Source organism: Kitasatospora sp. NPDC058170, from assembly GCF_042883905.1.
Lineage (GTDB): Bacteria > Actinomycetota > Actinomycetes > Streptomycetales > Streptomycetaceae > Kitasatospora.
In genome coordinates, this window is the sequence record NZ_JBHVUV010000001.1 from 151553 (window position 1) to 174373 (window position 22821).

Annotated in this window: 23 protein-coding genes; 12 read left to right on the plus strand and 11 right to left on the minus strand. The window is 73.2% G+C overall.

The annotated features are described in order from the left end of the window. Positions 1–237: 237 nt before the first annotated feature. The 4 genes from leuA to ACFVVX_RS00690 all read left to right on the plus strand — a co-directional run bounded on the left by leuA (position 238) and on the right by ACFVVX_RS00690 (position 4748). Positions 238–2034, plus strand: coding sequence for a 2-isopropylmalate synthase (gene leuA, locus ACFVVX_RS00675; protein ID WP_387939822.1), 1797 nt, complete (start codon positions 238–240; stop codon positions 2032–2034). Positions 2035–2451: 417 nt separating this feature from the next. Then, positions 2452–2949, plus strand: a complete 498-nt coding sequence (locus ACFVVX_RS00680; protein WP_387939824.1) for a TerB family tellurite resistance protein — start codon at positions 2452–2454, stop codon at positions 2947–2949. A 208-nt stretch (positions 2950–3157) separates the two neighbouring features. Beyond that, a complete protein-coding gene (gene recO, locus ACFVVX_RS00685) occupies positions 3158–3904 on the plus strand; it encodes a DNA repair protein RecO (protein ID WP_387939826.1) in 747 nt (248 codons plus the stop codon). A gap of 4 nt (positions 3905–3908) precedes the next feature. Next, a complete protein-coding gene (locus ACFVVX_RS00690; RefSeq protein WP_387939828.1) occupies positions 3909–4748 on the plus strand; it encodes an isoprenyl transferase in 840 nt (279 codons plus the stop codon). Between the two features lie 120 nt (positions 4749–4868). Here ACFVVX_RS00690 and ACFVVX_RS00695 read toward each other — a convergent pair whose 3' ends face one another. The 4 genes from ACFVVX_RS00695 to ACFVVX_RS00710 are packed head-to-tail and all read right to left on the minus strand — an operon-like array spanning position 4869 to position 7960. Beyond that, positions 4869–5279, minus strand: coding sequence for a Fur family transcriptional regulator (locus ACFVVX_RS00695; RefSeq protein WP_387939830.1), 411 nt, complete (start codon positions 5277–5279; stop codon positions 4869–4871). A gap of 35 nt (positions 5280–5314) precedes the next feature. Beyond that, on the minus strand, positions 5315–6235 hold the full coding sequence (locus ACFVVX_RS00700; RefSeq protein WP_387939832.1) for a metal ABC transporter permease: 921 nt from the start codon (positions 6233–6235) through the stop codon (positions 5315–5317). Then, positions 6232–6996, minus strand: a complete 765-nt coding sequence (locus ACFVVX_RS00705; protein WP_387939834.1) for a metal ABC transporter ATP-binding protein — start codon at positions 6994–6996, stop codon at positions 6232–6234. Before ACFVVX_RS00705 ends, ACFVVX_RS00700 begins: the two co-directional genes overlap by 4 nt. Before the next feature lie 16 nt (positions 6997–7012). Further along, positions 7013–7960 carry a metal ABC transporter substrate-binding protein gene (locus ACFVVX_RS00710; RefSeq protein ID WP_387939836.1) on the minus strand — a complete coding sequence of 316 codons (948 nt, stop codon included), beginning with the start codon at positions 7958–7960 and terminating at the stop codon, positions 7013–7015. Positions 7961–8143: 183 nt separating this feature from the next. On the opposite strand from ACFVVX_RS00710, the gene ACFVVX_RS00715 reads away from it, so the two are divergent. Beyond that, the gene (locus ACFVVX_RS00715) at positions 8144–9526 is read left to right on the plus strand and encodes a glycine--tRNA ligase (protein ID WP_387939838.1); all 1383 of its coding nucleotides are present in this window, start codon (positions 8144–8146) and stop codon (positions 9524–9526) included. A gap of 62 nt (positions 9527–9588) precedes the next feature. Here the strand turns inward: ACFVVX_RS00715 and ACFVVX_RS00720 are convergent, their stop codons facing one another. The 4 genes from ACFVVX_RS00720 to ACFVVX_RS00735 form a co-directional block, all read right to left on the minus strand. Continuing rightward, positions 9589–10917 carry a hypothetical protein gene (locus tag ACFVVX_RS00720; protein ID WP_387939840.1) on the minus strand — a complete coding sequence of 443 codons (1329 nt, stop codon included), beginning with the start codon at positions 10915–10917 and terminating at the stop codon, positions 9589–9591. A gap of 153 nt (positions 10918–11070) precedes the next feature. Continuing rightward, positions 11071–11649 (minus strand): NADAR family protein, encoded by a 579-nt coding sequence (locus ACFVVX_RS00725; protein WP_387939842.1) that lies wholly within the window; start codon positions 11647–11649, stop codon positions 11071–11073. A 133-nt stretch (positions 11650–11782) separates the two neighbouring features. Then, positions 11783–12274, minus strand: coding sequence for a hypothetical protein (locus ACFVVX_RS00730; protein ID WP_387939844.1), 492 nt, complete (start codon positions 12272–12274; stop codon positions 11783–11785). A 200-nt stretch (positions 12275–12474) separates the two neighbouring features. Next, positions 12475–13251 carry an SDR family oxidoreductase gene (locus ACFVVX_RS00735; protein WP_387939846.1) on the minus strand — a complete coding sequence of 259 codons (777 nt, stop codon included), beginning with the start codon at positions 13249–13251 and terminating at the stop codon, positions 12475–12477. 101 nt (positions 13252–13352) lie between these two features. Here ACFVVX_RS00735 and ACFVVX_RS00740 point away from each other — a divergent pair, with 101 nt between their 5' ends. Together ACFVVX_RS00740 and ACFVVX_RS00745 are read left to right on the plus strand one after the other, a co-directional pair. Further along, positions 13353–14252, plus strand: a complete 900-nt coding sequence (locus ACFVVX_RS00740) for a sigma-70 family RNA polymerase sigma factor (RefSeq protein WP_387939848.1) — start codon at positions 13353–13355, stop codon at positions 14250–14252. Between the two features lie 161 nt (positions 14253–14413). Next, on the plus strand, positions 14414–14821 hold the full coding sequence (locus tag ACFVVX_RS00745; RefSeq protein ID WP_387939850.1) for a RidA family protein: 408 nt from the start codon (positions 14414–14416) through the stop codon (positions 14819–14821). Between the two features lie 102 nt (positions 14822–14923). Here ACFVVX_RS00745 and ACFVVX_RS00750 read toward each other — a convergent pair whose 3' ends face one another. Further along, positions 14924–16471: an MFS transporter gene (locus ACFVVX_RS00750; RefSeq protein WP_387939852.1), complete on the minus strand. Its 1548-nt coding sequence runs from the start codon at positions 16469–16471 to the stop codon at positions 14924–14926. Between the two features lie 100 nt (positions 16472–16571). Here ACFVVX_RS00750 and ACFVVX_RS00755 point away from each other — a divergent pair, with 100 nt between their 5' ends. Continuing rightward, positions 16572–17465, plus strand: a complete 894-nt coding sequence (locus ACFVVX_RS00755; RefSeq protein WP_387939854.1) for a helix-turn-helix transcriptional regulator — start codon at positions 16572–16574, stop codon at positions 17463–17465. Here the strand turns inward: ACFVVX_RS00755 and ACFVVX_RS00760 are convergent. Continuing rightward, positions 17456–17875, minus strand: a complete 420-nt coding sequence (locus tag ACFVVX_RS00760) for a hypothetical protein (RefSeq protein WP_387939856.1) — start codon at positions 17873–17875, stop codon at positions 17456–17458. The genes ACFVVX_RS00755 and ACFVVX_RS00760 overlap by 10 nt on opposite strands. After that, positions 17872–18459: a hypothetical protein gene (locus tag ACFVVX_RS00765; protein ID WP_387939858.1), complete on the minus strand. Its 588-nt coding sequence runs from the start codon at positions 18457–18459 to the stop codon at positions 17872–17874. Before ACFVVX_RS00765 ends, ACFVVX_RS00760 begins: the two co-directional genes overlap by 4 nt. 134 nt (positions 18460–18593) lie before the next feature. Here ACFVVX_RS00765 and ACFVVX_RS00770 point away from each other — a divergent pair, with 134 nt between their 5' ends. The 4 genes from ACFVVX_RS00770 (at position 18594) to dusB (ending at position 22582) form a co-directional block, all read left to right on the plus strand. After that, positions 18594–19823, plus strand: coding sequence for a sensor histidine kinase (locus ACFVVX_RS00770; protein WP_387939860.1), 1230 nt, complete (start codon positions 18594–18596; stop codon positions 19821–19823). Then, positions 19811–20455 (plus strand): response regulator, encoded by a 645-nt coding sequence (locus tag ACFVVX_RS00775; protein ID WP_387939862.1) that lies wholly within the window; start codon positions 19811–19813, stop codon positions 20453–20455. Before ACFVVX_RS00770 ends, ACFVVX_RS00775 begins: the two co-directional genes overlap by 13 nt. A gap of 2 nt (positions 20456–20457) precedes the next feature. Then, entirely contained in the window at positions 20458–21255 is a 798-nt protein-coding gene (locus ACFVVX_RS00780) for a DUF4097 family beta strand repeat-containing protein (protein WP_387939864.1), read from the plus strand. A gap of 220 nt (positions 21256–21475) precedes the next feature. Next, positions 21476–22582: a tRNA dihydrouridine synthase DusB gene (gene dusB / locus ACFVVX_RS00785; RefSeq protein WP_387940631.1), complete on the plus strand. Its 1107-nt coding sequence runs from the start codon at positions 21476–21478 to the stop codon at positions 22580–22582. The last annotated feature ends 239 nt before the right edge of the window (positions 22583–22821 follow it).

The window sequence follows — 22821 nt, forward strand, 5'->3', positions numbered from 1 at the left end:
GGGGCGCGTGCGCCTGGGTTACGCTGGTGAACATCATGCGCAACGGGCTGCTCCTTCTTAGCTGCCGCGTCGAGGGCCTGTAGTCCACCCGGGCCGGCTCCCTCGCCGCGGGGACTGTGCTGTGCGCGTAGGAAACGGGCGATCCGATGAAGGGTCGCGAGCGGCAGCAGGCCGGCCAGTCGGGTGTCCACCTCCCCCCGACCAGCCCCGCACCACAGGAAGCCGAGAGTCACCTCCATGACCGAGCAGAGCTCCGCCGCGTCCATCCCCGCCGGTCGCGCCTTCGTCGACCGCGCGACCCCGATCACCGCCGCCACCGTGCGCCAGCAGCCCTCGGGCATGCGCCACGGCCGCTACCTGCCGTTCGGCACCGTCGACCTGCCGGACCGCACCTGGCCGTCGAAGGTGATCACCAAGGCGCCGCGCTGGCTCTCGACCGACCTGCGGGACGGCAACCAGGCGCTGATCGACCCGATGTCCCCGGCCCGCAAGCGCAAGATGTTCGACCTGCTGGTCGCGATGGGCTACAAGGAGATCGAGGTCGGCTTCCCGTCCTCCGGTGCCACCGACCACGCCTTCGTCCGCTCGCTGATCGAGGAGGGGGCGATCCCCGAGGACGTCACCATCTCGGTGCTGACGCAGGCCCGCGAGGAGCTGATCGAGAAGACCGTCGAGTCGCTGGTCGGCGCCCCGCGCGCGACCGTGCACCTGTACAACGCGACCGCGCCGCTGTTCCGCCGGGTGGTGTTCCGCAACGACAGGGCGGCCACCAAGGCGATCGCCACCGACGGCACCCGGCTGGTGATGGAGTACGCCGACAAGCTGCTGGGCGACGACACCGTCTTCGGCTACCAGTACTCGCCGGAGATCTTCGTCGACACCGAGCTGGACTTCGCCCTGGAGGTCTGCGAGGCGGTCATGGACGTCTGGCAGCCCGGCGAGGGCCGCGAGATCATCCTGAACCTGCCGGCCACCATCGAGCGGGCCACCCCGAACGTCCAGGCCGACCAGTTCGAGTGGATGTCGCGCCACCTGTCGCGCCGCGAGCACGTCTGCCTGTCGGTGCACCCGCACAACGACCGCGGCACCGCCGTCGCCTCCGCCGAACTGGCGTACCTGGCGGGCGCGGACCGCATCGAGGGCTGCCTGTTCGGCCAGGGCGAGCGGACCGGCAACGTCGACCTGGTCACCCTGGGCATGAACCTGTTCTCGCAGGGCGTCGACCCGCAGATCGACTTCTCCGACATCGACGAGGTCCGCCGCACCGCCGAGTACTGCAACCAGATGGAGGTGCACCCGCGCCACCCGTACGCCGGCGACCTGGTGTACACCTCCTTCTCCGGCTCGCACCAGGACGCCATCAAGAAGGGCTTCGACGCCCTGGAGGCGGACGCCGCGGCGGCCGGCGTGCCGGTCGGGGAGCACGTCTGGGGCGTGCCGTACCTGCCGATCGACCCGAAGGACGTCGGCCGCAGCTACGAGGCGGTCATCCGGGTCAACAGCCAGTCCGGCAAGGGCGGTGTGGCGTACGTCCTGAAGAACGACCACAAGCTGGACCTGCCGCGCCGGATGCAGATCGAGTTCTCCCGGATCATCCAGGCCAAGACCGACGCCGAGGGCGGCGAGGTCACCCCGGCCGCCATCTGGGCGGTCTTCCAGGACGAGTACCTGCCGACCACCGACAACCCGTGGGGCCGGATCGCGCTGAGCGGCTCGCGCAGCCTGACCACCGAGGACGGCCGGGACGCGCTGACCGCCGAGGCGCGGGTCGACGGCGTGCCCGTCACCCTGACCGGCTCCGGCAACGGCCCGGTCTCCGCCTTCGCCGACGCGCTGGCGCAGATCGGCGTGGACGTACGGGTGCTGGACTACGCCGAGCACGCGCTGAGCGAGGGCGGCGACGCCCAGGCCGCCGCGTACGTCGAGTGCGCCGTGGACGGCAAGGTGCTGTGGGGCGTGGGCATCGACGGCAACACCGTGCTGGCCTCGCTGAAGGCGATGATCAGTGCCGTCAACCGCTCGCAGCGCGGGTAGTTCGTACGAGTGAGTGCCGGCGGGCCGTCCCCCTGGGGGCGGCCCGCCGTCGTTTCCGGTGGCCGGGGGCGGCCGGCTGTGTCCTGCGCCACATTTTTTCGGCCCGGAAGCCGTTGGGGGTACTGACACGTGCCGGTAACCGTGGCAACATCGATCCACCGGAAAACCGGGTCGGTGGGACGGCCTCGGTGTCCGGTCGCGTGACCTGCCCATTGTTGTGCAGGCCGCCTGCCATGTCTGGGGAGTGGCGCCGTGACAGGGTTGTGGGGTGTTCGCCCGCGGTGGCGGACTGACGTTCTCGGCGACTTCTTCTGCCCGGGCTGCGGCGGGGACCGCAACTACCGCCGGCAGCACGGCCGGCGGTGGCTGCGGCTTCTCGGTACCCCGGTCCTCCCGCTCGGACCGGTCATCGGGAGCGTGCAGTGCACCTCCTGTCACGGCCGCTACGGCGTGGAGAGCCTGGAGCAGCCGACCTGCGTCCGCCTGGCCGGGATGCTGCGCGACGCCCAGTACACCATCGCCCTCGCCCTGCTGGCGGCCGGCGGCACCGCGCACCGGGCGGCCCGCGAGGCGGCCTGCGGCTCCGTCCGGGAGGCCGGCTTCGAGGACTGCGGCGAGGCCCAGGTGCTGGCCGCGCTGGCCGCGCTCTCCGGCCTTGGCGGGGAGCTCTACGACGCCCACGGGATGGCCGGCGGCCTGGCCGTGGAACTGCACGCGGTGCTCGAACCGCTCGCCCCGCACCTGGCCCACCAGGGCCGGGAGCGGCTGCTGCTGCAGGGCGCCGCGATCGCCCTGGCCGACGGCCGCTACCTCCCGCAGGAGCGCGAGGCGCTGGTCGCCGTCGGCCGCTGCCTGGACCTGCCGCAGCAGCGGGTCGGGGCGCTGCTGGAGGCGGCCACCCGCGCCTCGCGCTGACCCCGCCGCCACCCGGCTCCCCGCCGCGCGGATCCGACCCCGCAGGCCCCCACAGGACCGGGCCCGAAACTCCCCCCTCCGGGCCCGCCGTGACCCGCACCGACCGGTCATCCCCCCACGGCCCCGGTGCGGGCACACGGCTGCCGCCGCGTCTGGGGGACAATGGTGGGATGTCCACACTGTTCGACGCCGGCCGCGAGGCCGCGGCATGAGCCTGTTCCGGGACGACGGCGTGGTGCTCCGGGCGCAGAAGCTCGGCGAGGCCGACCGGATCATCACCCTGCTCACCCGCCAGCACGGCAAGGTGCGCGCGGTGGCGCGCGGGGTGCGCAAGACCAAGTCCAAGTTCGGCGCCCGGCTGGAGCCGTTCTCCCATGTGGACGTGCAGTTCTTCAGCCGGGGGAGTGACCTGGTCGGTCGCGGGTTGCCGCTCTGCACCCAGGTGGAGACGATCGCCCCCTACGGCGGCTCGATCGTCACCGACTACGGCCGGTACACCGCCGGGACGGCCATGCTGGAGACGGCGGAACGGTTCGCCGAGAACGAGGGCGAACCCGCCGTCCAGCAGTACCTGCTCCTGGTCGGCGGCCTGCGCACGCTGGCCGCCGGGGTGCACGAGTCGCACCTCGTGATGGACGCCTTCCTGCTGCGCTCGCTGGCCGTCAACGGCTACGGCGCGAGCTTCACCGACTGCGCCAAGTGCGGGCTGGAGGGCCCCAACCGGTTCTTCTCGCTCCAGGCGGGCGGGGTGCTGTGCGGGGACTGCCGAGTGCCCGGTTGTGCCGTACCCTCCCCTGAGACACTGGTACTGCTCGGCGCGCTGCTGTCAGGGGACTGGCAGACGGCCGACAGCTGCGAGCCGAGGTACTGGCGGGAGGGCAGCGGCCTGGTCGCGGCCTATCTGCAGTGGCACCTTGAGCGGGGCATCCGCTCGATGAGATACGTGGAGAAGTGAGCACATGGCAGCGCGACGGCTCTTCGGCGGCGGCAAGCAAAGGGAGTACCTCCCCCCGACCCCGCACCCCAGCGGTGCCAAGCCGCCGAAGCTCCCCGGCGAGCTCGTCCCCGAGCACGTCGCGATCGTGATGGACGGCAACGGCCGCTGGGCCAAGGAGCGCGGTCTGCCGCGCACCGAGGGCCACAAGGTCGGCGAGTCCGTGGTGCTGGACGTCCTCAAGGGCGCGATCGAGCTCGGCGTGAAGAACATCTCGCTGTACGCGTTCTCCACCGAGAACTGGAAGCGCTCGCCCGACGAGGTGAAGTTCCTGATGAACTTCAACCGGGACGTCATCCGGCGCCGCCGCGACGAGATGGACGCGATGGGCGTGCGGATCCGCTGGGCCGGCCGGATGCCCAAGCTGTGGAAGAGCGTCGTCCAGGAGCTCCAGGTCGCCGAGGAGCAGACCAAGGACAACGACGCCGTCACGCTCTACATGTGCGTCAACTACGGCGGCCGGGCCGAGATCGCGGACGCCATGGCGGCGATCGCGGCCGATGTCGCGGCCGGCCGGCTGGACCCGAAGAAGGTCAGCGAGAAGACCATCGCCAAGTACCTGTACCACCCGGACATGCCGGACGTGGACCTCTTCCTGCGTCCCAGCGGCGAGCAGCGCACCTCCAACTTCCTGCTCTGGCAGTCCGCGTACGCCGAGTTCGTGTTCCAGGACGTGCTCTGGCCGGACTTCGACCGCCGGGACCTGTGGCGCGCCTGCGAGCAGTACGCGATGCGCGACCGGCGCTTCGGCGGGGCGATCCCGAACGAGGTGCCGCTGGCCACCGAGCTGCCCGCCCAGCGCTGAGGCCGGTACCCGGCTGAGGCTGGTACGCACTCAGCCGGTACCCGTTCGCGCCGGTACGCGTTCGCGCCGGTACGCCGAGGGGCCCGTGGGATCGTCCACGGGCCCCTCGGCGTACCGGTGTCAGGCCTTGGCGGCGCACTCCGAGCAGGTGCCGAAGATCTCCAGGGTGTGCGCGATGTCGGTGAACCCGTGCTCGGCGGCGACCGCGTTGGCCCACCGCTCCACGGCCGGACCCTCGACCTCGACGGTGGCGCCGCAGAGCCGGCAGACCAGGTGGTGGTGGTGCCCGCTGCTGCACCGGCGGTAGACGGCCTCGCCGTCGGCGGTGCGCAGCACGTCGACCTCGCCGGCGTCGGCGAGCGACTGCAGAGTGCGGTAGACCGTTGTCAGGCCGACCGAGTCACCCCGGTGCTTGAGCATGTCGTGGAGCTCCTGCGCGCTGCGGAAGTCCTCGATCTCGTCCAGGGCCGCCGAGACGGCGGCTCGCTGCCGGGTCGAGCGGGCGCGCGGCGACGGGCCTGCGGTGGTCACCGTGGGTCCTCCTGGGGGTGTGGGCGTCTCGCACCTCATTGTGCCAGCCCCGCCCTCCGGCCCGGGTCGGTCTCGTCGGAGGTACCGGGTGCGGGCAGTTGGACGTCGCAGACCACCGGTCCGGCGTCGGCCGTCCGCCGGTGCCGGCGGCGGGCCAGCGGGGCGGCGATCAGGCTGAACACCGCGAACACGGCGATGGCGAGCAGCACGATGGCCGGGCCGGAGGGGACGTCCGTCTGGTAGGAGCCGGCCACGCCGGCCAGCGAGACCACCACGCCGAGCGCGATGGCGCCGGCCTGGGTGGCGGCGAAGGAGCGGGTGAGCTGCTGGGCGGCCACCACCGGCACCACCATCAGGGCGCTGACCAGCAGCAGTCCGACCACCCGCATGGCGACGGTGACGGTGACGGCGGCCATCACGGCGAGCAGCAGGTTGAGCGTGCGCACCGGAAGGCCGGTGACGCGGGCGAAGTCCTCGTCCTGGCAGATCGCGAAGAGCTGGCGGCGCAGGCCCACGGTGACGGCGATGACGACGGCGCCGAGCGCCGCGATGGTGGCGAGGTCGCCGGGGGAGACGGTCAGGATGGAGCCCCAGAGGTAGCTCTCCAGGGAGCCGGCGCCGGCCTGGGCGGACTTCGAGACCAGCAGCTTGCCGCAGGCCATGCCGCCGTAGAAGAGCATCGCGAGGGCGATGTCGCCGCGCTGGTTGCCGCGCGAGCGGACCAGCTCCATGGTGACGGCGCCGAGCACGCAGACCAGCACGGCCATCCAGACCGGGCTGGTCTGGAAGATGAAGCCGAGGCCGACGCCGGTCATCGCGATGTGGCCCATGCCGTCGCCCATCAGAGCCTGCCGCCGCTGCACCAGGTAGATGCCGACGGCGGGTGCGGTGATGCCGACCAGCACGGCGGCGAGCAGGGCGCGCTGCATGAAGTCGTAGGAGAGCATCTCGGTCATGCGAGCAGCCTCGGCGGGGTGTGGTCGGCGTGCGGGTGGACGTGGTCGTGGCCGGGCAGGGCGTGCAGTCCGGCGCCGGGGACGGGCGGGCCGTCGTGGGCGACGCAGCCGTCGCGCAGCACCACCGCGCGGTCGATCAGCGGCTCCAGCGGCCCGAGTTCGTGCAGGACCAGCAGGACGGCGGCGCCGCGGGCCACCTCGGTGCGCAGGGTGTCGGCGAGCACCTGCTGGCTGGCGGAGTCCACGCCGGCCATCGGCTCGTCCATGATCAGCAGGTCGGGGGAGCCGACCAGGGCGCGGGCGATCAGCACCCGCTGCTGCTGCCCGCCGGAGAGGTCGGCGACGCCGTCGCCGGCCCGGTCCAGCATGCCGACGGCGGCCAGTGCCCGGTCCACCGCCGTGCGGTCCTTGCGGCGGAACGGCAGCAGTCCGTGCTGCGGCAGCCGTCCGGTGGAGACCACCTCGCGGACGGTGGCCGGGACGCCGGAGGCGGCGGTGGTGCGCTGCGGGACGTACCCGATCCGGTGCCAGGCGCGGAACTTCGCGAACGGCGTGCCGAACAGCTCCAGGGCGCCGCGCTCCAGCGGGACGGTGCCGATCACGGCCTTGACGGTGGTGGACTTGCCGGAGCCGTTGGCGCCGAGCAGGGCCACCACCTCTCCGGGCCGGACGGTGAGGTCGACGCCGCGCAGCACCGGCCGGCCGCCGCGGGAGGCGACGGCGTTGCCGAGACGGACGGCCGGGGGTATCGGGTGGGTCATCGGTGCTGTCGTCCCGTCAGCTGGTGGCGCCGAGCGCGGCCTGCAGGTTGGCCAGGTTCTGCTTCATGATCGTCAGGTAGTCGTTCTTGGCCGGCTCCTTGACGCCCTCCAGCGGGTCCAGGACGGCGGTCTTGAGGCCGAGGTCCTTCGCCACGGTGTCGGCGAGCTTGGGGCTGACCAGGGTCTCGAAGAAGACGGTGGTGGCGCCGTTGTCCTTGGCGGCCTTCTGCACCTCGGCCAGTCGGGCCGGGGTGGGCTCGGACTCCGGGTCGACGCCGTTGATGGCGACCTGGGTCAGGCCGTAGTGCTCGGCGAGGTAGCCGAAGGCGGCGTGGCTGGTGACGAAGGTCCTGGTCCTGGCGTTCTTCAGGCCGTCCCGGAACTCCTGGTCCAGGCCGGTGAGCTTGCCGACCAGCTCGTCGGTGTTCTTCCGGTAGTCGGCCGCGTGCTCCGGGTCGGCCTTGGCGAACTCGGCGCCGACGCTCTTGGCGACCTCGGCGTAGCGGGTCGGGTCGAGCCAGATGTGCGGGTCGCCGGCGGGGCCCTCGTGCTGGTGGCCGTCGCCCTCCTCGGCGCCCTCGGCGAGGTGGTGGTCGACCAGCGGGCTGGCGGCGGTGGCGTCGACCACGTGCTTGGCGCCGGAGTCGGCGACCGCCTTGTCCACGGTGGGCTGCAGGCCCTTGAGGTAGAGGACCGCGTCGGCCTTGTGGAGGCTCGCGACCTGCTTGGCGGTGAGCTCCAGGTCGTGCGGCTCGACGCCGGCGGCGGTCAGGTCGACGATCCTGACGTGCTCGCCGCCGATCTGCGAGGCGAGGTACTCCATCGGGTAGAAGGAGGCGACGACGTCCAGCTTGCCGTCCGTGCCCTGGGCGCTGCTGTCCCCGCCGCAGGCGGTGAGGAGGGCGGCGGCTGCGGCGGTCGCGGTCAGGACTATGGCGGTGCGGGCGGGTCGTCGGATCATCATGACAACCATTCTCAGGTTAGATGGAAATGATTGTCAAATCACTCGGACGGGTGAGCGAGGGGACGGGCGGACGGGTGAGCGATACCGAGTTGAACCCCGTACCCGTCTGGCCGGTAACCTGAGGTATTCGGGTACGCGCAACCAGCCGTGCCCTGACCGTGCCGTCGTACTGAAGAGAGCACTGTGGCCGCCGACAAGATCGACACGATCGTCAGCCTGAGCAAGCGCCGTGGCTTCGTCTACCCCTGCAGCGAGATCTATGGCGGCACCCGTGCCGCCTGGGACTACGGGCCACTGGGTGTGGAGCTGAAGGAGAACATCAAGCGCCAGTGGTGGCGCGCGATGGTCCAGGCTCGGGAGGACGTCGTCGGACTCGACTCGTCGGTGATCCTGGCCCGCGAGGTCTGGGAGGCCTCCGGCCACGTCGCCACCTTCAACGACCCGCTGACCGAGTGCCTCTCCTGCCACAAGCGCCACCGGGCCGACCACCTGGAGGAGAAGTACGAGGCCAAGCACGGCTACCCGCCGGCCAACGGCCTCAAGGACGTCAACTGTCCCGACTGCGGCACCAAGGGCTCCTTCACCGAGCCCAAGGAGTTCTCGGGCATGCTGAAGACCCACCTCGGTGTCACCGAGGAGGCCGGCGGCCTGGCGTACCTGCGCCCGGAGACGGCCCAGGGCATCTTCACCAACTTCAAGGCCGTCCAGACGACCTCGCGCAAGAAGCCGCCGTTCGGCATCGCCCAGACCGGCAAGAGCTTCCGCAACGAGATCACCCCCGGCAACTTCATCTTCCGGACCCGCGAGTTCGAGCAGATGGAGATGGAGTTCTTCGTCAAGCCGGGCGAGGACGAGCAGTGGCACGACTACTGGCTCCAGCAGCGCTGGGACTGGTACGTCGACCTCGGCGTGCGGACCGAGAACATGCGCTTCTTCGAGCACCCGAAGGAGAAGCTCTCCCACTACGCCAAGCGCACCGTGGACATCGAGTACCGCTTCAACTTCGGCGGCCAGGAGTTCTCGGAGCTGGAGGGCGTCGCCAACCGCACCGACTACGACCTGAGGGTGCACAGCGAGGCCTCCGGTCAGGACCTCAAGTACTTCGACCAGGAGTCCGGCGAGCGGTACTTCCCGTTCGTCATCGAGCCGGCGGCGGGCCTCAACCGCGCCATGCTGGCCTTCCTGATCGACGCCTACTTCGAGGACGAGGCGCCGAACGCCAAGGGCGTCATGGAGAAGCGCGTCGGCATGCGGCTCGACCCGCGCCTGGCCCCGGTCAAGGTCGCGGTGCTGCCGCTGTCGCGCAACGCCGACCTCTCGCCGAAGGCCCGCGGCCTCGCCGCCGACCTGCGCACCGCGTGGAACGTCGAGTTCGACGACGCCGGTGCGATCGGCAAGCGCTACCGTCGCCAGGACGAGATCGGTACGCCGTTCTGCGTCACCGTCGACTTCGACACCCTTGAGGACAACGCCGTGACGGTGCGCGACCGCGACACCATGTCGCAGGAGCGCGTCTCGCTGGACCAGGTGAAGTCCTACCTGGCGGCGCGTCTGATCGGCTGCTGACCTCGGTCGGTCGTCCCGGGGAGCCCCCGTTCGCCTTCGGGCGGGCGGGGGCTCCTGCCGTGCTACCTGCGGCCCCAGCGCGAGCGGGCCGGGGCGGCCGGGGTGGTGGGCAGCCCGGCCGTGCGCAGGGCGGCGAGGGTGGTGCGGTGGCGGACCTCGTCGGCCGTGAGCGCGGTCAGCAGCTCGCCGTACAGCTCCGGGTGGCCGTCCAGGGCGGCCGCGAGCCGGACCAGTTCGGCCGGCGGGCGGAGCGCCGCGAGTTCGTGCAGCAGGGCGGCGGCCAGCGGCGCGGCCAGTGTGGTGGCCAGTGCGGTGAGGTCGGCGGTGGGCCGGCCCGCGGCCTGGCGCAGCAGCGTCCGGGCGTCGGCGGCCCGGCCGGCCCGCTGGAGCGCGGCGGCCAGGTCGGCGAGTTCGGCGGTGGGTGCGGAGCCCCACTCCCAGAGCAGGGTGGCGCCGTCGGCGTGCTGTCCGGTGCGTTCCAGGGCGGCGAGCAGCCCGGGCAGGGCGGCGGCCGGGTAGGCCCAGAGGCCGTGGAACAGCTCGGCGGCCTCCTCGGCCGACCCGGCCTGGCGCAGCTCGGCGAGGGTGGCGGCGGCCTGGTCCGGGGAGCCCTGGGCGACGGCCCGGGCCAGCTGGACGGAGGTGCCGACCGGTCCGCTCCGGGCGAGCAGCGCGGCCAGCCGGGCCGTGTCCGGCGGGGCCAGCAGGACGGCGGCCTGCTCGATCAGGGCGGTCGGCTCCCGGGTGGCGCCCTGGCGGTGCAGGGTGGTGATCCGCTCGGCGAGGGCGAGGAGCTCGGCGGGGGAGCGGCGCCGGGGCGGCTCGGGCGCGGGCGGCGGTGGCGGCGGCGCCTGCGGGGTCCGGGCCGCGGACGACCGGGCAGTGGACGACCGGGCTGCGGACGGCCGGGTGGGGGCCGGTCCGTCGGGCTCGGCGGCGGGTGGGCGCGCCGGGCCGAAGCGGGCCCCGGTGGCCGGTGCCGCTTCCGTCGGCTGCGGCTGCGAAACCGGGGGAGCTGGAGGCGTTGAGGGGGCGTGCGCCTCGTTGTGCGCGCCCCCGAAGCGGGCTCCGGTGGGTTGCTGGGGGACTCCTCGGCGGGGTGTCGGCTGCCTGAGCCGGATTTCCAAGTCCTTGAGCTGCTCGCTCAGTTCGAGGCAGCGCTCGCCCAGACCCTCGCGCAGGGTCCGGGCCTGGGCGAGCTGGCGCAGCAGCTCCCCGTCCGGGCGCTGCTGGTCCGGTGCGTTCCGGACGGCCTCGGTGAGTCGCCGTTCGCGCTGGCCGGCGTACTGCCGGGCCCGCAGTAACTCGTCCAGCTCGGCCCTGAGTTCGAGCGCGTCCTGCTCCGTTTCCGCTGTCCGTTGCGCCGGTTGTGATGCCTGCCTGATCCGCACGGTGATCGCCCCGCCCTGTCATCTCGACCCTGACTGCGGGACATCCTGGCGTTGCGATACGGCGGCTGCGTTACGGCAGTGCGTCCAGTGGTTTGCGACTGGCGTCCAGGAGCGCACAGGCGGTGATCGCGGCCGGCGGCGGGGCGATCATGCTCACCAGGCCAGCCGGGCCCGCGCCTCCATGAGTGCGAAGCCCAGCAGGTTCTCCCCGCGCCACTGTTCGGGCCGCCGCGCCCGCTCGTCGTGCGCCGCCAGCCCGATGCCCCAGACCCGGTCCAGCGGGCTGGCCTCGACCAGCACGCGGTGCCCCGTGCCCAGCAGGTACGCGCGCAGTGCCTGGTCCTGCCCGAACTTGGCCACGTTGCCCTCGACCACCAGCTCGAACCGCCCGGCCGCCCAGGCCTGTTCGTCGAAGCCCTGGACCAGGCGGCCGAGCTTCTTCGCCTCCGCCGGGGTGCGCGCCGCGAGGATCCGCGGCACGATCTCGCCGTCCCCGAACATCCGGGCCTTGCCGGCCATCATCCAGTGTTCGGCGCTCGCGTACGCCACCCCGTCCACGGTGAACTCCGAGGGCCACCACTGGCTGAGCGCCCCCTGCCCGACGGATCCGTCGGGCTGCGGCCGGTGGCCCCAGAACATCAGCCACCGGGGCTTCGCGCCGGACTTCACCAGCGCCGTCAGCGCGGCCCGGTCGCGGGCGTCGAGCACGCCTGTCGGCTCTGTCTTCGTCATATCGTCATTCTGACCCGAAGGCGGCCGGGCAGGCCAGCGGGTTTGTCCGACCGCCGGGTCGGGGTGTTCTGGTGGAGGTGTTGTGGTGGGGGTGCCCCGGGGCCCGCGCGAGCCCCGGGGCGGCCGTGGGGTGTCAGTCCCCGGTGTTGGTGGCCCAGAGCGGCTGGTTGTTGCTGTTGTAGACGACCACGTTGCCGTCGTCCTGGACGGCGACGTAGGCGCCCCGGTTCTGGGTGTTGGAGGCCCAGAGGGCGCGGTTGTTGCGGTCGTAGAGGACGAAGTTGCCGTCCTGCTGGATGACGGCGTGGTCACCGTTCGGCCAGGCGCCGGAGGCCTGCCAGGCGGCGCGGTTGTCCTTGTAGAGGACGAAGTTGCCGTCCTCCTGGACCCGCAGCACGGCGCGGCCGTTGCCGGAGGTCCAGGCCTGGTTCTTGTAGATCGTGGACGTCGGGTAGAAGCGCGAGTCCGCCTGCGGCCGGGCGGGGGCCCGGTCGGACACGGTCGGGACCGCCGACCGGCCGTTCGCACCGGCGGGTTCGGCGTGCGCGGCTCCGGCCAGTGCACCGCCGACCGCCAGCGCGGTGGCGGCGAGCACCATGGACAGCTTCTTGGTACTGCTCATCATATTTCCAATCCTGGGGGCACCCACATGCAGGGTCGACTGTGAAGTCCCCTGACGGGAAATCAATAAACCGTACACGAAAAGATGTGACTTCTATGATCGGATACAAACTTACCGGGCGAACTGCCTTGCCAGGGAGGGAAGTAGTGGATCGCGCCCGTCGCCGACGCGTCGCCCGGTGTCCGCCCGGTTCGATTTCTCGATCACGCGCCGGGGGCGCCCGACCGCTCGGCGAGGAAGGCCTCCCAGGTGCGGTGGCCCGTCTCGGCGCCCTTGAGGGTCAGGTTGTCGCCGGCGCGGTAGGCGCGGCCGACCTTGCCGGGGAGGCGGACCGGCAGCAGCGGGCGACGCTTGCCGCGGGACCGGAGGTAGCCGCGGGCCAGTTCGCCCAGCCCGTACACCGTCGGCCCGGCGAGGTCGGGCACCAGCCCGGCCGGCCGGTCGAGGGCGAGCTCGACCAGCCGGGCCGCCACGTCGCGGGAGTCGACCGGCTGCCACCGCAGTCCGCCCGGCGAGGGGACGACCGGCAGCTTGGCCATCGCGGCGGCCGTCTTCAGCGCGAGGTCGTGGAACTGGGCGGCCCGCAGGGTGGTCCACGGGATGCCGGAGTCGGCCACCGCCAGCTCGGCGTCGCGCTTGGCGCGGAAGTAGCCCAGCGGAAGCCGGTCCGCGCCGATGACCGAGATGTACACCAGGTGCCGGACCCCGGCCTGCCGGGCGGCCCGCACCAGGTTCGCGGTCGCCCGGTCGTCCCCCTTGGCGCCGCCCGCGAGGTGCAGCACGGTCTCGACGCCCGCCACCGCGGCCTCGACGCCCTCGTCCTCGAGCAGGTCGCCGACCACGTACCGGACGCCGTCCCCGGCGGCGTGGCCGTGCCGGCTGAGCACCCGCACGTCGCGGCCGGCCTCCCGCAGGAGCGGGACGACGTGGCGGCCGAGCGTGCCCGTGCCGCCGGTCACCAGGATGGGGGAGGTGGTCATGGTCGTCTCCGATTCGCTCGTCCGGGAGTTGATCTTCCGGCTACAACAGTTGCCGTAGTGGGTCTGCAGGTATGACCCCCGACGACGAAGGAATGTGACACGTGGACGAGGACCGACTTCTGACCGAGCGTTTCGAGGAGCACCGGCCGCACCTGCGGGCGGTGTCCTACCGGATGCTCGGCTCGATCAGCGAGGCCGAGGACGCCCTTCAGGAGGCCTGGCTGCGCCTGGAGCGCACCGACATCAGCGAGGTCGAGAACCTCGGCGGGTGGCTCACCACGGTGGTGACGCGACTGTGCCTGAACATGCTGCGCGCGCGTGAGCAGCGGCGGGAGGACCCGCTGGAGATCCGGATGCCCGACCCGGTCATCGGCCGCGAGGGCGTGATAGACCCCGAGCGGGAGGTGCTGCTGGCCGACTCGGTCGGGCTGGCGCTGCTGGTGGTGATGGAGTCGCTGAGTCCGGCCGAGCGGATCGCGTTCGTGCTGCACGACATGTTCGCCGTGCCCTTCGACGAGATCGCCCCGGTGATCGAGAAGAGCACCGCCGCGACCCGGCAGCTGGCGAGCCGGGCCCGGCGCCGGGTGCAGGGGCAGGCGCCGGCTCCGGACCGGGACCTGGTCCGCCAGCGGGCCGCCGTCGACGCGTTCTTCGCCGCCTCCCGGGACGGGGACTTCGAGGCGCTGGTCGCGGTGCTCGACCCCGACGTGGTGCTGCGCTCGGACGGGGTCGTCGGGCGGGTCCGCCAGGCCGTGGTGCTCAACGGCGCCCGGACGGTGGCGAGCCAGGCGGTCATGTACAGCAGCCTCGCGCCGTTCGTCCGGCCGGCGCTCGTCAACGGGGCCGCCGGTGTCGTGGTCGTCGCCGACGGGCGGACGCTGTCCGTGATGGCCTTCACCGTGGTGGGCGGCAAGGTCGTCGCCATCGACGTGCTGACCGACCCGGAGCGGCTGGCCGGTCTCGACCTGGCGGGCGTCGACCTGGCCGGCCTCGGGGACTGACGGCGCCCGGGAGGTCCGGACCGCTGCGGACCGCCGACGGGCGTGGGGCCGCCGAAGGGCGTGGGGCCGCCCGCCCGCCCGCGTTAATCGCAGGCGGGCGGGCGGCACCCTTGCGAGGATGGCCGGATTCCACACGAGAGCCGAAGCCGAAGGGGACGACCATGGCCCGTGCCATCACCTTGATCCGCTCCGAAGCCCTGTCCGACGTCGCCGAGTACGCCTATGCGGCCACCGCGCCCGCCGAGGCGAGGCTGGTCTTCCTGGCCGGGGCCTGCCCGCTGGAGGCGGACGGCTCCACGGCGGCCGTCGGGAGCTACCCGGGCCAGGCCGCGAAGGCGGTCGAGAACATGCGGACCGCCCTCGCGGCCGCCGGAGCGGGCCTGGAGGACGTCATCAGCACCCGGGTGCTCGTCGCGTCGAGCCGCCGGCAGGACCTGGTGGCCGCCTGGGAGGTCGTCCGGGAGGCGTTCGGCGACCACGACGTACCGAGCACCCTGATGGGCGTCACCGTGCTCGGCTACAACGACCAGCTGGTCGAGATCGAGGCCGTCGCCGCCGTGCTCGACTGACGCGCGGCGGGCAGGCGGGCAGGCGGGCAGGCGGGCAGGCGGACGGGCGGACGCGGCCGGACGCGGACGGCGGCGCGGCCACCCCGGACCAGGGGTGGCCGGTCAGCCGATGGAGCGGGGCAGCCGGGTGGTCAGGTAGAAGACGGTGAACGAGCCCAGCAGCTGGACGCCCAGGACGAGGGCGAGGGCGCGGTCCATGCCCAGCACGGGGGAGAGCGCCAGGTAGAGCGTGCCCAGGGTGGCGACGCCGAGGGCGAGGCTGGCCTGCTGGCCGGTCGCCAGGACTCCGCTGCCCACCCCGGCCCGCTCCGCCGGGACCTTGGACAGGACGACCCGGAACAGCGGGGTGCCGATCAGGCCCTGGCCGATGCCGGCGAGGGCGACCCCGGGGGCCATCCGCAGCGGGGAGAAGTGCGCCCAGTCGGCGAGCACGGTGAGGGCCAGGGCGGTCAGGCCCACGGCCTGGACGACGGCGCCGGCGGTGAGCACCCGGCTGCCGAACCGGCCGATCAGACGGGGACCGGAGAGCGAGGCGGCGAAGTAGCCGACGGCCATCGGGACGAGCGCCCAGCCGGCCGCCACCGGTCCCAGGTGCAGGCCCTGCTGGAGGGCGACCGCCACCACGAACATGAACCCGCCGAAGCCGCCGAAGTAGGGCACGGCGATACCGAGCCCGCGCCGCATCTCGGGGATCCGCAGCAGCGACGGCGGCACCAGCGGGGTGTCGCCCCGGCGCTCGGCGCGGCGCTCGACCGCGGCGAAGGCGGCGGCGAAGACGGGGAACAGCCCCAGCAGCAGCCAGGACCAGAGCGGCCAGCCGGCGGCGCGGCCCTCCATCAGCGGGAGCAGCAGGGACAGCAGTGCGGCGGTGAGCAGGACGGTGCCGGGCACGTCGACCCGGGCGGCCTTCGGGGCGCGGCTCTCCGGCACGTACCGGACGGCGAGCACCAGGGCGAGCAGGGCGAACGGGACGTTCAGCAGGAAGACCGAGCGCCAGCCGGTGCCGAACAGGTCGGCGGCCACCAGCATCCCGCCGAGCACCTGGCCGATCACCACCGAGATGCCGCCGACCGCGCCGTAGACGCTGAGCGCGCGTCCGCGCCGGGCGCCGTGGGTGGCGGCGGTGATGGTGCCGAGCACCTGCGGGATCAGCAGGGCGGCCGAGGCGCCCTGGGCGGCCCGGGCGGCGACCAGCGACCAGGCGCCGGGGGCGAGCCCGCAGGCGAGCGAGGTCAGCGCGAACGCGGCGGCGCCGACGACGAACAGCCGGCGGCGCCCGAAGTTGTCGCCGAGCCGCCCGCCCAGCACCAGCAGGACGGCGAAGGCGATGCCGTACCCGGCGGCGACCAGTTCCAGCACGGCGGGGCCGGCGGCCAGGTCCTGGTCGATGGTCGGCAGCGCCACGTTGACGATGAAGAAGTCGAGCATCGGCAGGAACGCCCCGAGCAGGACGGTGACGAGCCCGGCGGTGCTGAGCGCGGCCGCACCGGCCGAAGCGGCGCGGGGGGAGGCGGCGGGAGTCGGAACGGCACCGGCCGAGACAGGCCGGGTGGCGGTGCCGGGAGCGGCGCCAGGGGTGGCGGCGGCCGGTCCGGCAGGGCGGGGGGCGAGGGCGACGGTGGTCTTGGCGGCGGCGAGTTGTCGGGTCACGGTCCTACGATCGGGCCCCCGCTACCCGGGTACCAGAGTGTGGTTATCCAGGTATAAGAAGTACCTGGCAACAGGGTTCCGGGTGCCGCATGCTGGGGTGATGAGTCTGACCACCGCCGCCGCGGGCACCGCCCCGGTCCGCACCCCCGCCGCGAAGCCCGCGGTCGCTCCCGCCGAGGCCCGACGGCACGAGCTGGCCGCCTTCCTGCGCAGCCGCCGCGAGCGGATCGCACCCGAGCAGGTCGGCCTGCCGCTGACCGGCCGCCGCCGCACCCCGGGCCTGCGCCGCGAGGAGGTGGCGCAGCTCGCCGCGGTCGGGGTCACCTGGTACACCTGGCTCGAACAGGGGCGGGACATCCAGGTGTCCACCCAGGTACTGGACGCGGTGGCCCGCGCCCTGCTGCTCGACCCGAGCGAGCGGGCGCACCTGTTCACCCTGGCCGGCGCGGACGACCCGGCCCCGGTGGTCGAGTGCCCGACGCTCACCCCGTCGGTCCGGCTGGTGCTGGAGCAGATGTCCCCGTACCCGGCCGCGGTGGTGAACGCCCGCTACGACGTGCTCGCGTACAACGCGCAGTTCACCGCGATCGTCGGCGATCTGGCCGAGCTGCCGTTCGAGGACCGCAACCTGATGTGGCTGGCGTTCACGCCCTCGCGCTTCGGCGAGGTGCTGGTGGACCGCGAGAGCGAGCGCGTCCCGATGGTGGCCAGGTTCCGCTCGGCGATGGCCGACCACAGCGCCGAACCGGCCTGGAAGACGCTGCTCTGCCGGCTGCGCAAGGCCTCGCCGGACTTCGAGGCGGCCTGGCAGCGGCACGACGTCCAGCGGCCGGGCAACGGGCTCAAGCGCTTCCTCGTCCCGGGCGTCGGACTGCTGCGCTGCGACTACACCAGCTTCTGGCTGGGCCCGCGGCAGGGCTCCCGGCTGGTCGCGTACACCCCGCGGGACGAGGAGAGCCGGGCGCTGATGGGGCGGCTGCCGAGTCAGCTCTGAGCGGGGCGGGTGCCGCGGGCGAGGGCCAGGCACAGGACGGCCAGGGGGAGTTCCACACCCAGGGCCATCACCAGGGCGGCGAGCAGCGGCAGGCCGGAGCCGGCGGTGCCGATGTCGGCCAGCGCGTCGCCGGCCAGCAGCAGCGCGATCGCGGCGGCGGGTACGGACGCGGCCGCGCTGTGGCGGCGCAGCAGCGCGTCCAGCCAGAGCAGGGCGGCCAGTTCGAACAGGTCCAGGACGACCCAGGCGGTCTCGTGGCAGACGGCCAGCACCGCCAGCCACGGCAGCAGCGCCAGCGCCGCCAGCGCGGGCACCCGCTCGGTGCGCGTGAGCGGAGCGGGGCCGGCCGGCGCGGCGGCGGCCGGCCGGGCGGTCAGGCCCGGCCGGGCGGCGAGGGCGGCGGTGCTCATGCGACGCCCCCGAGGATCTCGGAGGCCGACCCGACGGTTCGGCCGGACGGCCGCCGCAGCCGCCCGAGCGACTGCCGCTCACACCCGCCCGGGTACTCGACCAGGACGCCGTCGAACGGGCCCGCCGCCCAGGCCAGCCAGAACTCCCCGGCCACCGTGAGGACTTCGACCCCGGTGGCCCGGGCCGGGCGGCCCGGCCAGCGCAGCCGCCCGGCGGTGAACCCCACGACCGGCGGCAGGCCGTCCTGCGGCAGCCGGCCCCAGGCCAGCGCGTACTCCTGCACCCGCCCGCCGGCCGCAGCCCGCCCGCCGCCGGCCGCACCGCGCCGGGCGCCGACCGCACCGCGCCGGGCGCCGCGCAGCAACTGCGGGGTCAGCCGGGCGGCGACCAGGACGTCGACCAGTTCGCCGTGCTCGTACACCTCCAGCGCGGCCCGGCTGCGACCCGCCCGCACGTTGCGCACCGACCACGGCCCGCCCGGGCCGACCGGCAGCAGGTCGTCGGCGCCCGGACTCGCGGGGAGCCGCGGCGAGGCGGGCCTGCCGGGAGGCGGGGTGGCGGAGTTCGCTGCGGTGCTCGTCATACCGTCAAGACTTCCGTCCGGCGCGGCCGGTGTCGGTAGTGCGCCGCACCGATTCGGGGGTGTACCCAGCTACACCCCCGGCCTGCACACCCCTTCATGGCGGCGGACGATCACCGCGCTCTACGCTGTCGGTCATGCCCTCCACCACGTTGCGCCGCGCGCTCGCCAGGAGCGCCGAGCGGCCGCCGTGGTCGGCCGGCGCCTGGCGTGACACCCGCTTCATAGCCGCCGGCATCCCGATGGCCCTGCCGATCTGGATGGCCCTCGTCACCTCCAAGGCGTTCCTCCCGCTGATCGGCCTGGTGCTGGTCGGCCTGCGCCTGCTGACGATGGCCCAGCGCAGCCGGCTGCGCGCCCTGCGCGGGGTCGAGGTGCCGCTGCTGCTGCGGTCCACCGACATCCCGGCCGGCCTGCTGACCAGGCTGCGCACGGGCGTGAACTGGCGGATGATCGGCTACCACCTGCTGGTGGCCCCGCTGCTCGCGGCCGCGGCGGTGGTGGTGCTCTACGCCTGGGGCGCGGGCCTGGCGATGTCCACCGTGTTCGGCTGGGCCTGGGTGATGCCGCACACCAGCCCGGTGCGCGAGTTGTGGCTGGCACTGAACATCCCGGTCACCCTCGCCGGGGCCCTGCTGCTGTTCGCCGCCCCCTGGGGGGCGGCCCTGCTGGCCGGGCTGGAGGAGGCCGCGGCCCGCCGACTGCTCGGCCCGGGCCGGACGGAGGCCCTGGAGCGCCGGGTCGAGGAGATCGCCGAGAGCCGGGCCGGCCTGGTCGACGCCGTCGACGCCGAGCGCCGCCGGATCGAGCGCGACCTGCACGACGGCGCCCAGCAGCGGCTCACCTCGCTCGCGATGAACCTGGGCCTGGCCCGGCGCACCCTCAAGGACCTCCCGCCCGTGGCCATGCAGGTGATCGTGGACGCGCACGAGGAGGCCCAGGCCGCCATCGACGAACTGCGCGACCTGGTCCGCGGCCTGCACCCGGCCGTCCTGGAGGACCGCGGCCTGGACGCGGCGCTGTCCGGCATCGCCGCCCGAGCCCCGCTGCCGGTGCGCCTGGACGTCCATCTCGTCGAGCCGATCGCCCCGACCGTCGAGGCGGTCGCCTACTTCACCGTCTCCGAGGCGCTGACCAACGTCGCCAAGCACGCCGGGGCCTCCAGGGTCGTCCTCTCGGTGCGGACGTCCGGCGGCCGGCTGAACCTGGTCATCAGCGACGACGGCAGGGGCGGTGCGGACCCGGCGCGGGGCACCGGGCTGACCGGTCTGCGCAAGCGCGCCGCCTCGGTCGACGGCACGCTGTCCGTTCTCAGCCCCCTCGGGGGGCCCACCACCATCACCGTGGAGTTGCCGTGCGTGCTGTGATCGCCGAGGACTCGGTCCTGCTCAGGGTCGGACTGGTCAAGGTCCTGGAGGCGGTGGGCTTCGAGGTGGTCGCCGCGGTCGGCGACGCCGAGGAGCTGCTCGCCGCCGTGGAGGAGCACCGGCCGAAGGTCGTGGTGGCGGACGTCCGGATGCCGCCCGGCTACACCGACGAGGGCGTCCGGGCCGCGCTGCTGATCCGTCGGCAGTGGCCGGAGGTGGCGGTGCTGCTGCTCTCCCAGTACGTCGAGGAGCGCTACGCCGCCGACCTGCTGGCCACCAACACCAGCGGCGTCGGCTACCTGCTCAAGCAGCGGGTGGCCAACGTGGACGACTTCGTGGAGGCCCTGCAGCGGGTCGCCGAGGGCGGCACCGCGCTGGACCCGGAGGTGGTCGCCCAGCTGCTGGTCCGCCGCCACCGGGACCCGCTGGAGAAGCTGACCCCGCGCGAGCGGGACGTGCTCGGCCTGATGGCCGAGGGCCGCTCCAACGCCGCGATCGCCGCCGCCCTGGTGGTCAGCGACAGCGCGGTGGCCAAGCACATCAACTCCATCTTCACCAAGCTCGATCTGCCGCCGGCCGACGACAGCCACCGCCGGGTGCTGGCGGTGCTGCGGTTCCTGGAGGTCGGGTAGCGGTGCGCGGGGCTCGTGCGTGGCGGATCACCGGGACGGTCGCCCTGGTGCTGGCGGTGGCCTTCGGCGCCGTGCAGACCTGGGCGATGGTGGTGCAGCAGAAGGCGGTGTCCGAGCGGGTCTACCACGTCGGGGTGACCAGCGTGCAGCTGGACACCGGCAGCGCGGCGGTCCGGATCAGGCCGGGCCGGGAGGGGCGGGTGCTGGTCCACCAGGACCTGGACTGGACGGTGCGCAGGCCGGTCGTCTCGACCGTCTTCGAGGGCGACGTGCTCATCGTGAGGATGCGCTGCAACCAGGTGATGCCGGTCGCGGACTTCGGCTGCGGCGCGTTCTTCGACCTGGAGGTGCCGGCGGCGGCCTCGGTGACGGGGAAGGGCTCCTCGGGCAGCGTCGACGTCCAGGGGCTGAGCGGTGACGTCCGGCTGGAGCTCACCTCCGGGGCGGTCGAGCTGGCCGACCTCTCCGGGCAGGTGTCGGTGCGCACCACCTCCGGATCGGTCAAGGGCGGGAGCCTGACCTCCCCCCGGGTGGGGGTGGGCACCACCTCGGGCGAGGTCCGGCTGGCCTTCGCGCAGCAGCCGAAGGCGGTGGACGTCGGTGTCACCTCCGGCTCGCTGAAGCTCGTCCTTCCCCGGCAGACGAAGTACAACTTCACCGGGGCCGTCGGCTCCTTCCTCGGGGACACCGGCTCGGGCAACCGCCACATCGACACCGACCTGGTCGACCCCACCAGTGCGAACACCGTCCGGCTCTCGGCCGGCTCGGGGTCGGTGGACGTCGGAGCGGCCGGCGACTGAGCGGCCCACGACTGAGCGGCCGGCGGGCACCGGAGCGGCGGACGACCGGGGGCCGGGGCCGGGCGATCGGGGCCCTGCGCCGGGTGGGGGACAATGGAGAGTCCCCAGCCCCCGTCCCCGAGGTCAGCCGCGCATGACAGCCACGCCCGCCACCACCGCGACCAGCACCGCGTCCGGCACCGCCTCCAGCGCCGGGTTCGCGCCGTTGAACATCGGCCCGATGCAGGTGTGGCCGCCCGTCGTGCTGGCACCGATGGCCGGTATCACCAACGCGCCGTTCCGCACCCTGTGCCGCGAGCAGAGCGGCGGCAAGGGCCTGTACGTGAGCGAGATGATCACGACCCGGGCCCTGGTCGAGCGCAACGCCAAGACCATGCAGCTGATCAGGTTCGACCCGAGCGAGAAGCCCCGCTCGATCCAGCTGTACGGGGTGGACCCGGTGACCGTCGGCAAGGCCGCCCGGATGATCGCGGACGAGGGCCTGGCCGACCACATCGACCTCAACTTCGGCTGCCCCGTCCCGAAGGTGACCCGCAAGGGCGGCGGCTCGGCGCTGCCGTACAAGCGCAACCTGCTGCGCGAGATCCTGCGCGAGGCCGTCGCCAACGCGGGGGACCTCCCGGTCACCATGAAGATGCGCAAGGGCATCGACGACGACCACCTCACCTACCTGGACGCCGGCCGGATCGGCGCCGAGGAGGGCGTGTCCGCGATCGCCCTGCACGGCCGCACCGCCGCCCAGCACTACGGCGGCACCGCCGACTGGTCGGCGATCGCCCGGCTCCGCGAGTCCGTCCCGGCGCACATCCCGGTGCTCGGCAACGGGGACATCTGGTCGGCGGAGGACGCCGTGCGGATGATGCGCGAGACCGGCTGCGACGGCGTGGTGGTCGGGCGCGGCTGCCTGGGCCGGCCGTGGCTGTTCAAGGACCTGGTGGCGATCTTCGAGGGCGACGTCGACCACGCCCGCCCGAGCTTCGCCGACGTGGCCCGGGCGATGGTGCGCCACGCGCAGCTGCTCGGCGAGTGGCTGGGGGACGAGACGCGCGGCGTGATCGACTTCCGCAAGCACGTCGCCTGGTACACCAAGGGCTTCTCGGTCGGCTCCGAGCTCCGGGTCCGGCTGGCCAACTCCTCCGCGTTGGCCGAACTGGCCGAAACCCTGTCCCTCGTGGAGCAGTCCCAGCTCTGGCCGGCGGGCGCGGACGGCCCGCGCGGGCGGACCAGCGGCAACAACCGGGTGGTTCTGCCCGAGGGCTGGTTGGACGATCCGTATGACTGCGCCCTGCCGAGCTCGGACGCCGAATCGGACACCTCCGGCGGATGATCTGTCCGTAGTGGCGAAAACGCCCGCGCGGGGCCGACTGCCACCCCGTCCCAGCCCTCTTGTCCTATCTGGACAAGAGGGCTCCTTTTTGGCGCAGCGATGTCACGGAACGGGCACGTTTCTGGACACAGTGCGACGATTGGCCGAGGCGGCCTACGTTCAGCCACTGGGATGCGCTGGTGACACTTGCCACATACGCTGGCGACTGACACCCACTCAGAGGACGAAATGGACAGGTC

Coding starts and splice junctions, on each gene's coding strand:
- ACFVVX_RS00690 (WP_387939828.1), top strand. CDS start 3,909: ATGGCAGCGCGACGGCTCTTCGGCGGCGGCAAGCAAAGGGAGTACCTC.
- ACFVVX_RS00760 (WP_387939856.1), bottom strand. CDS start 17,875: ATGAGCACCGCCGCCCTCGCCGCCCGGCCGGGCCTGACCGCCCGGCCG.
- leuA (WP_387939822.1), top strand. CDS start 238: ATGACCGAGCAGAGCTCCGCCGCGTCCATCCCCGCCGGTCGCGCCTTC.
- ACFVVX_RS00755 (WP_387939854.1), top strand. CDS start 16,572: ATGAGTCTGACCACCGCCGCCGCGGGCACCGCCCCGGTCCGCACCCCC.
- ACFVVX_RS00730 (WP_387939844.1), bottom strand. CDS start 12,274: ATGATGAGCAGTACCAAGAAGCTGTCCATGGTGCTCGCCGCCACCGCG.
- ACFVVX_RS00725 (WP_387939842.1), bottom strand. CDS start 11,649: ATGACGAAGACAGAGCCGACAGGCGTGCTCGACGCCCGCGACCGGGCC.
- ACFVVX_RS00705 (WP_387939834.1), bottom strand. CDS start 6,996: ATGACCCACCCGATACCCCCGGCCGTCCGTCTCGGCAACGCCGTCGCC.
- ACFVVX_RS00700 (WP_387939832.1), bottom strand. CDS start 6,235: ATGACCGAGATGCTCTCCTACGACTTCATGCAGCGCGCCCTGCTCGCC.
- ACFVVX_RS00765 (WP_387939858.1), bottom strand. CDS start 18,459: ATGACGAGCACCGCAGCGAACTCCGCCACCCCGCCTCCCGGCAGGCCC.
- ACFVVX_RS00745 (WP_387939850.1), top strand. CDS start 14,414: ATGGCCCGTGCCATCACCTTGATCCGCTCCGAAGCCCTGTCCGACGTC.
- dusB (WP_387940631.1), top strand. CDS start 21,476: ATGCAGGTGTGGCCGCCCGTCGTGCTGGCACCGATGGCCGGTATCACC.
- recO (WP_387939826.1), top strand. CDS start 3,158: ATGAGCCTGTTCCGGGACGACGGCGTGGTGCTCCGGGCGCAGAAGCTC.
- ACFVVX_RS00710 (WP_387939836.1), bottom strand. CDS start 7,960: ATGATGATCCGACGACCCGCCCGCACCGCCATAGTCCTGACCGCGACC.
- ACFVVX_RS00735 (WP_387939846.1), bottom strand. CDS start 13,251: ATGACCACCTCCCCCATCCTGGTGACCGGCGGCACGGGCACGCTCGGC.
- ACFVVX_RS00770 (WP_387939860.1), top strand. CDS start 18,594: ATGCCCTCCACCACGTTGCGCCGCGCGCTCGCCAGGAGCGCCGAGCGG.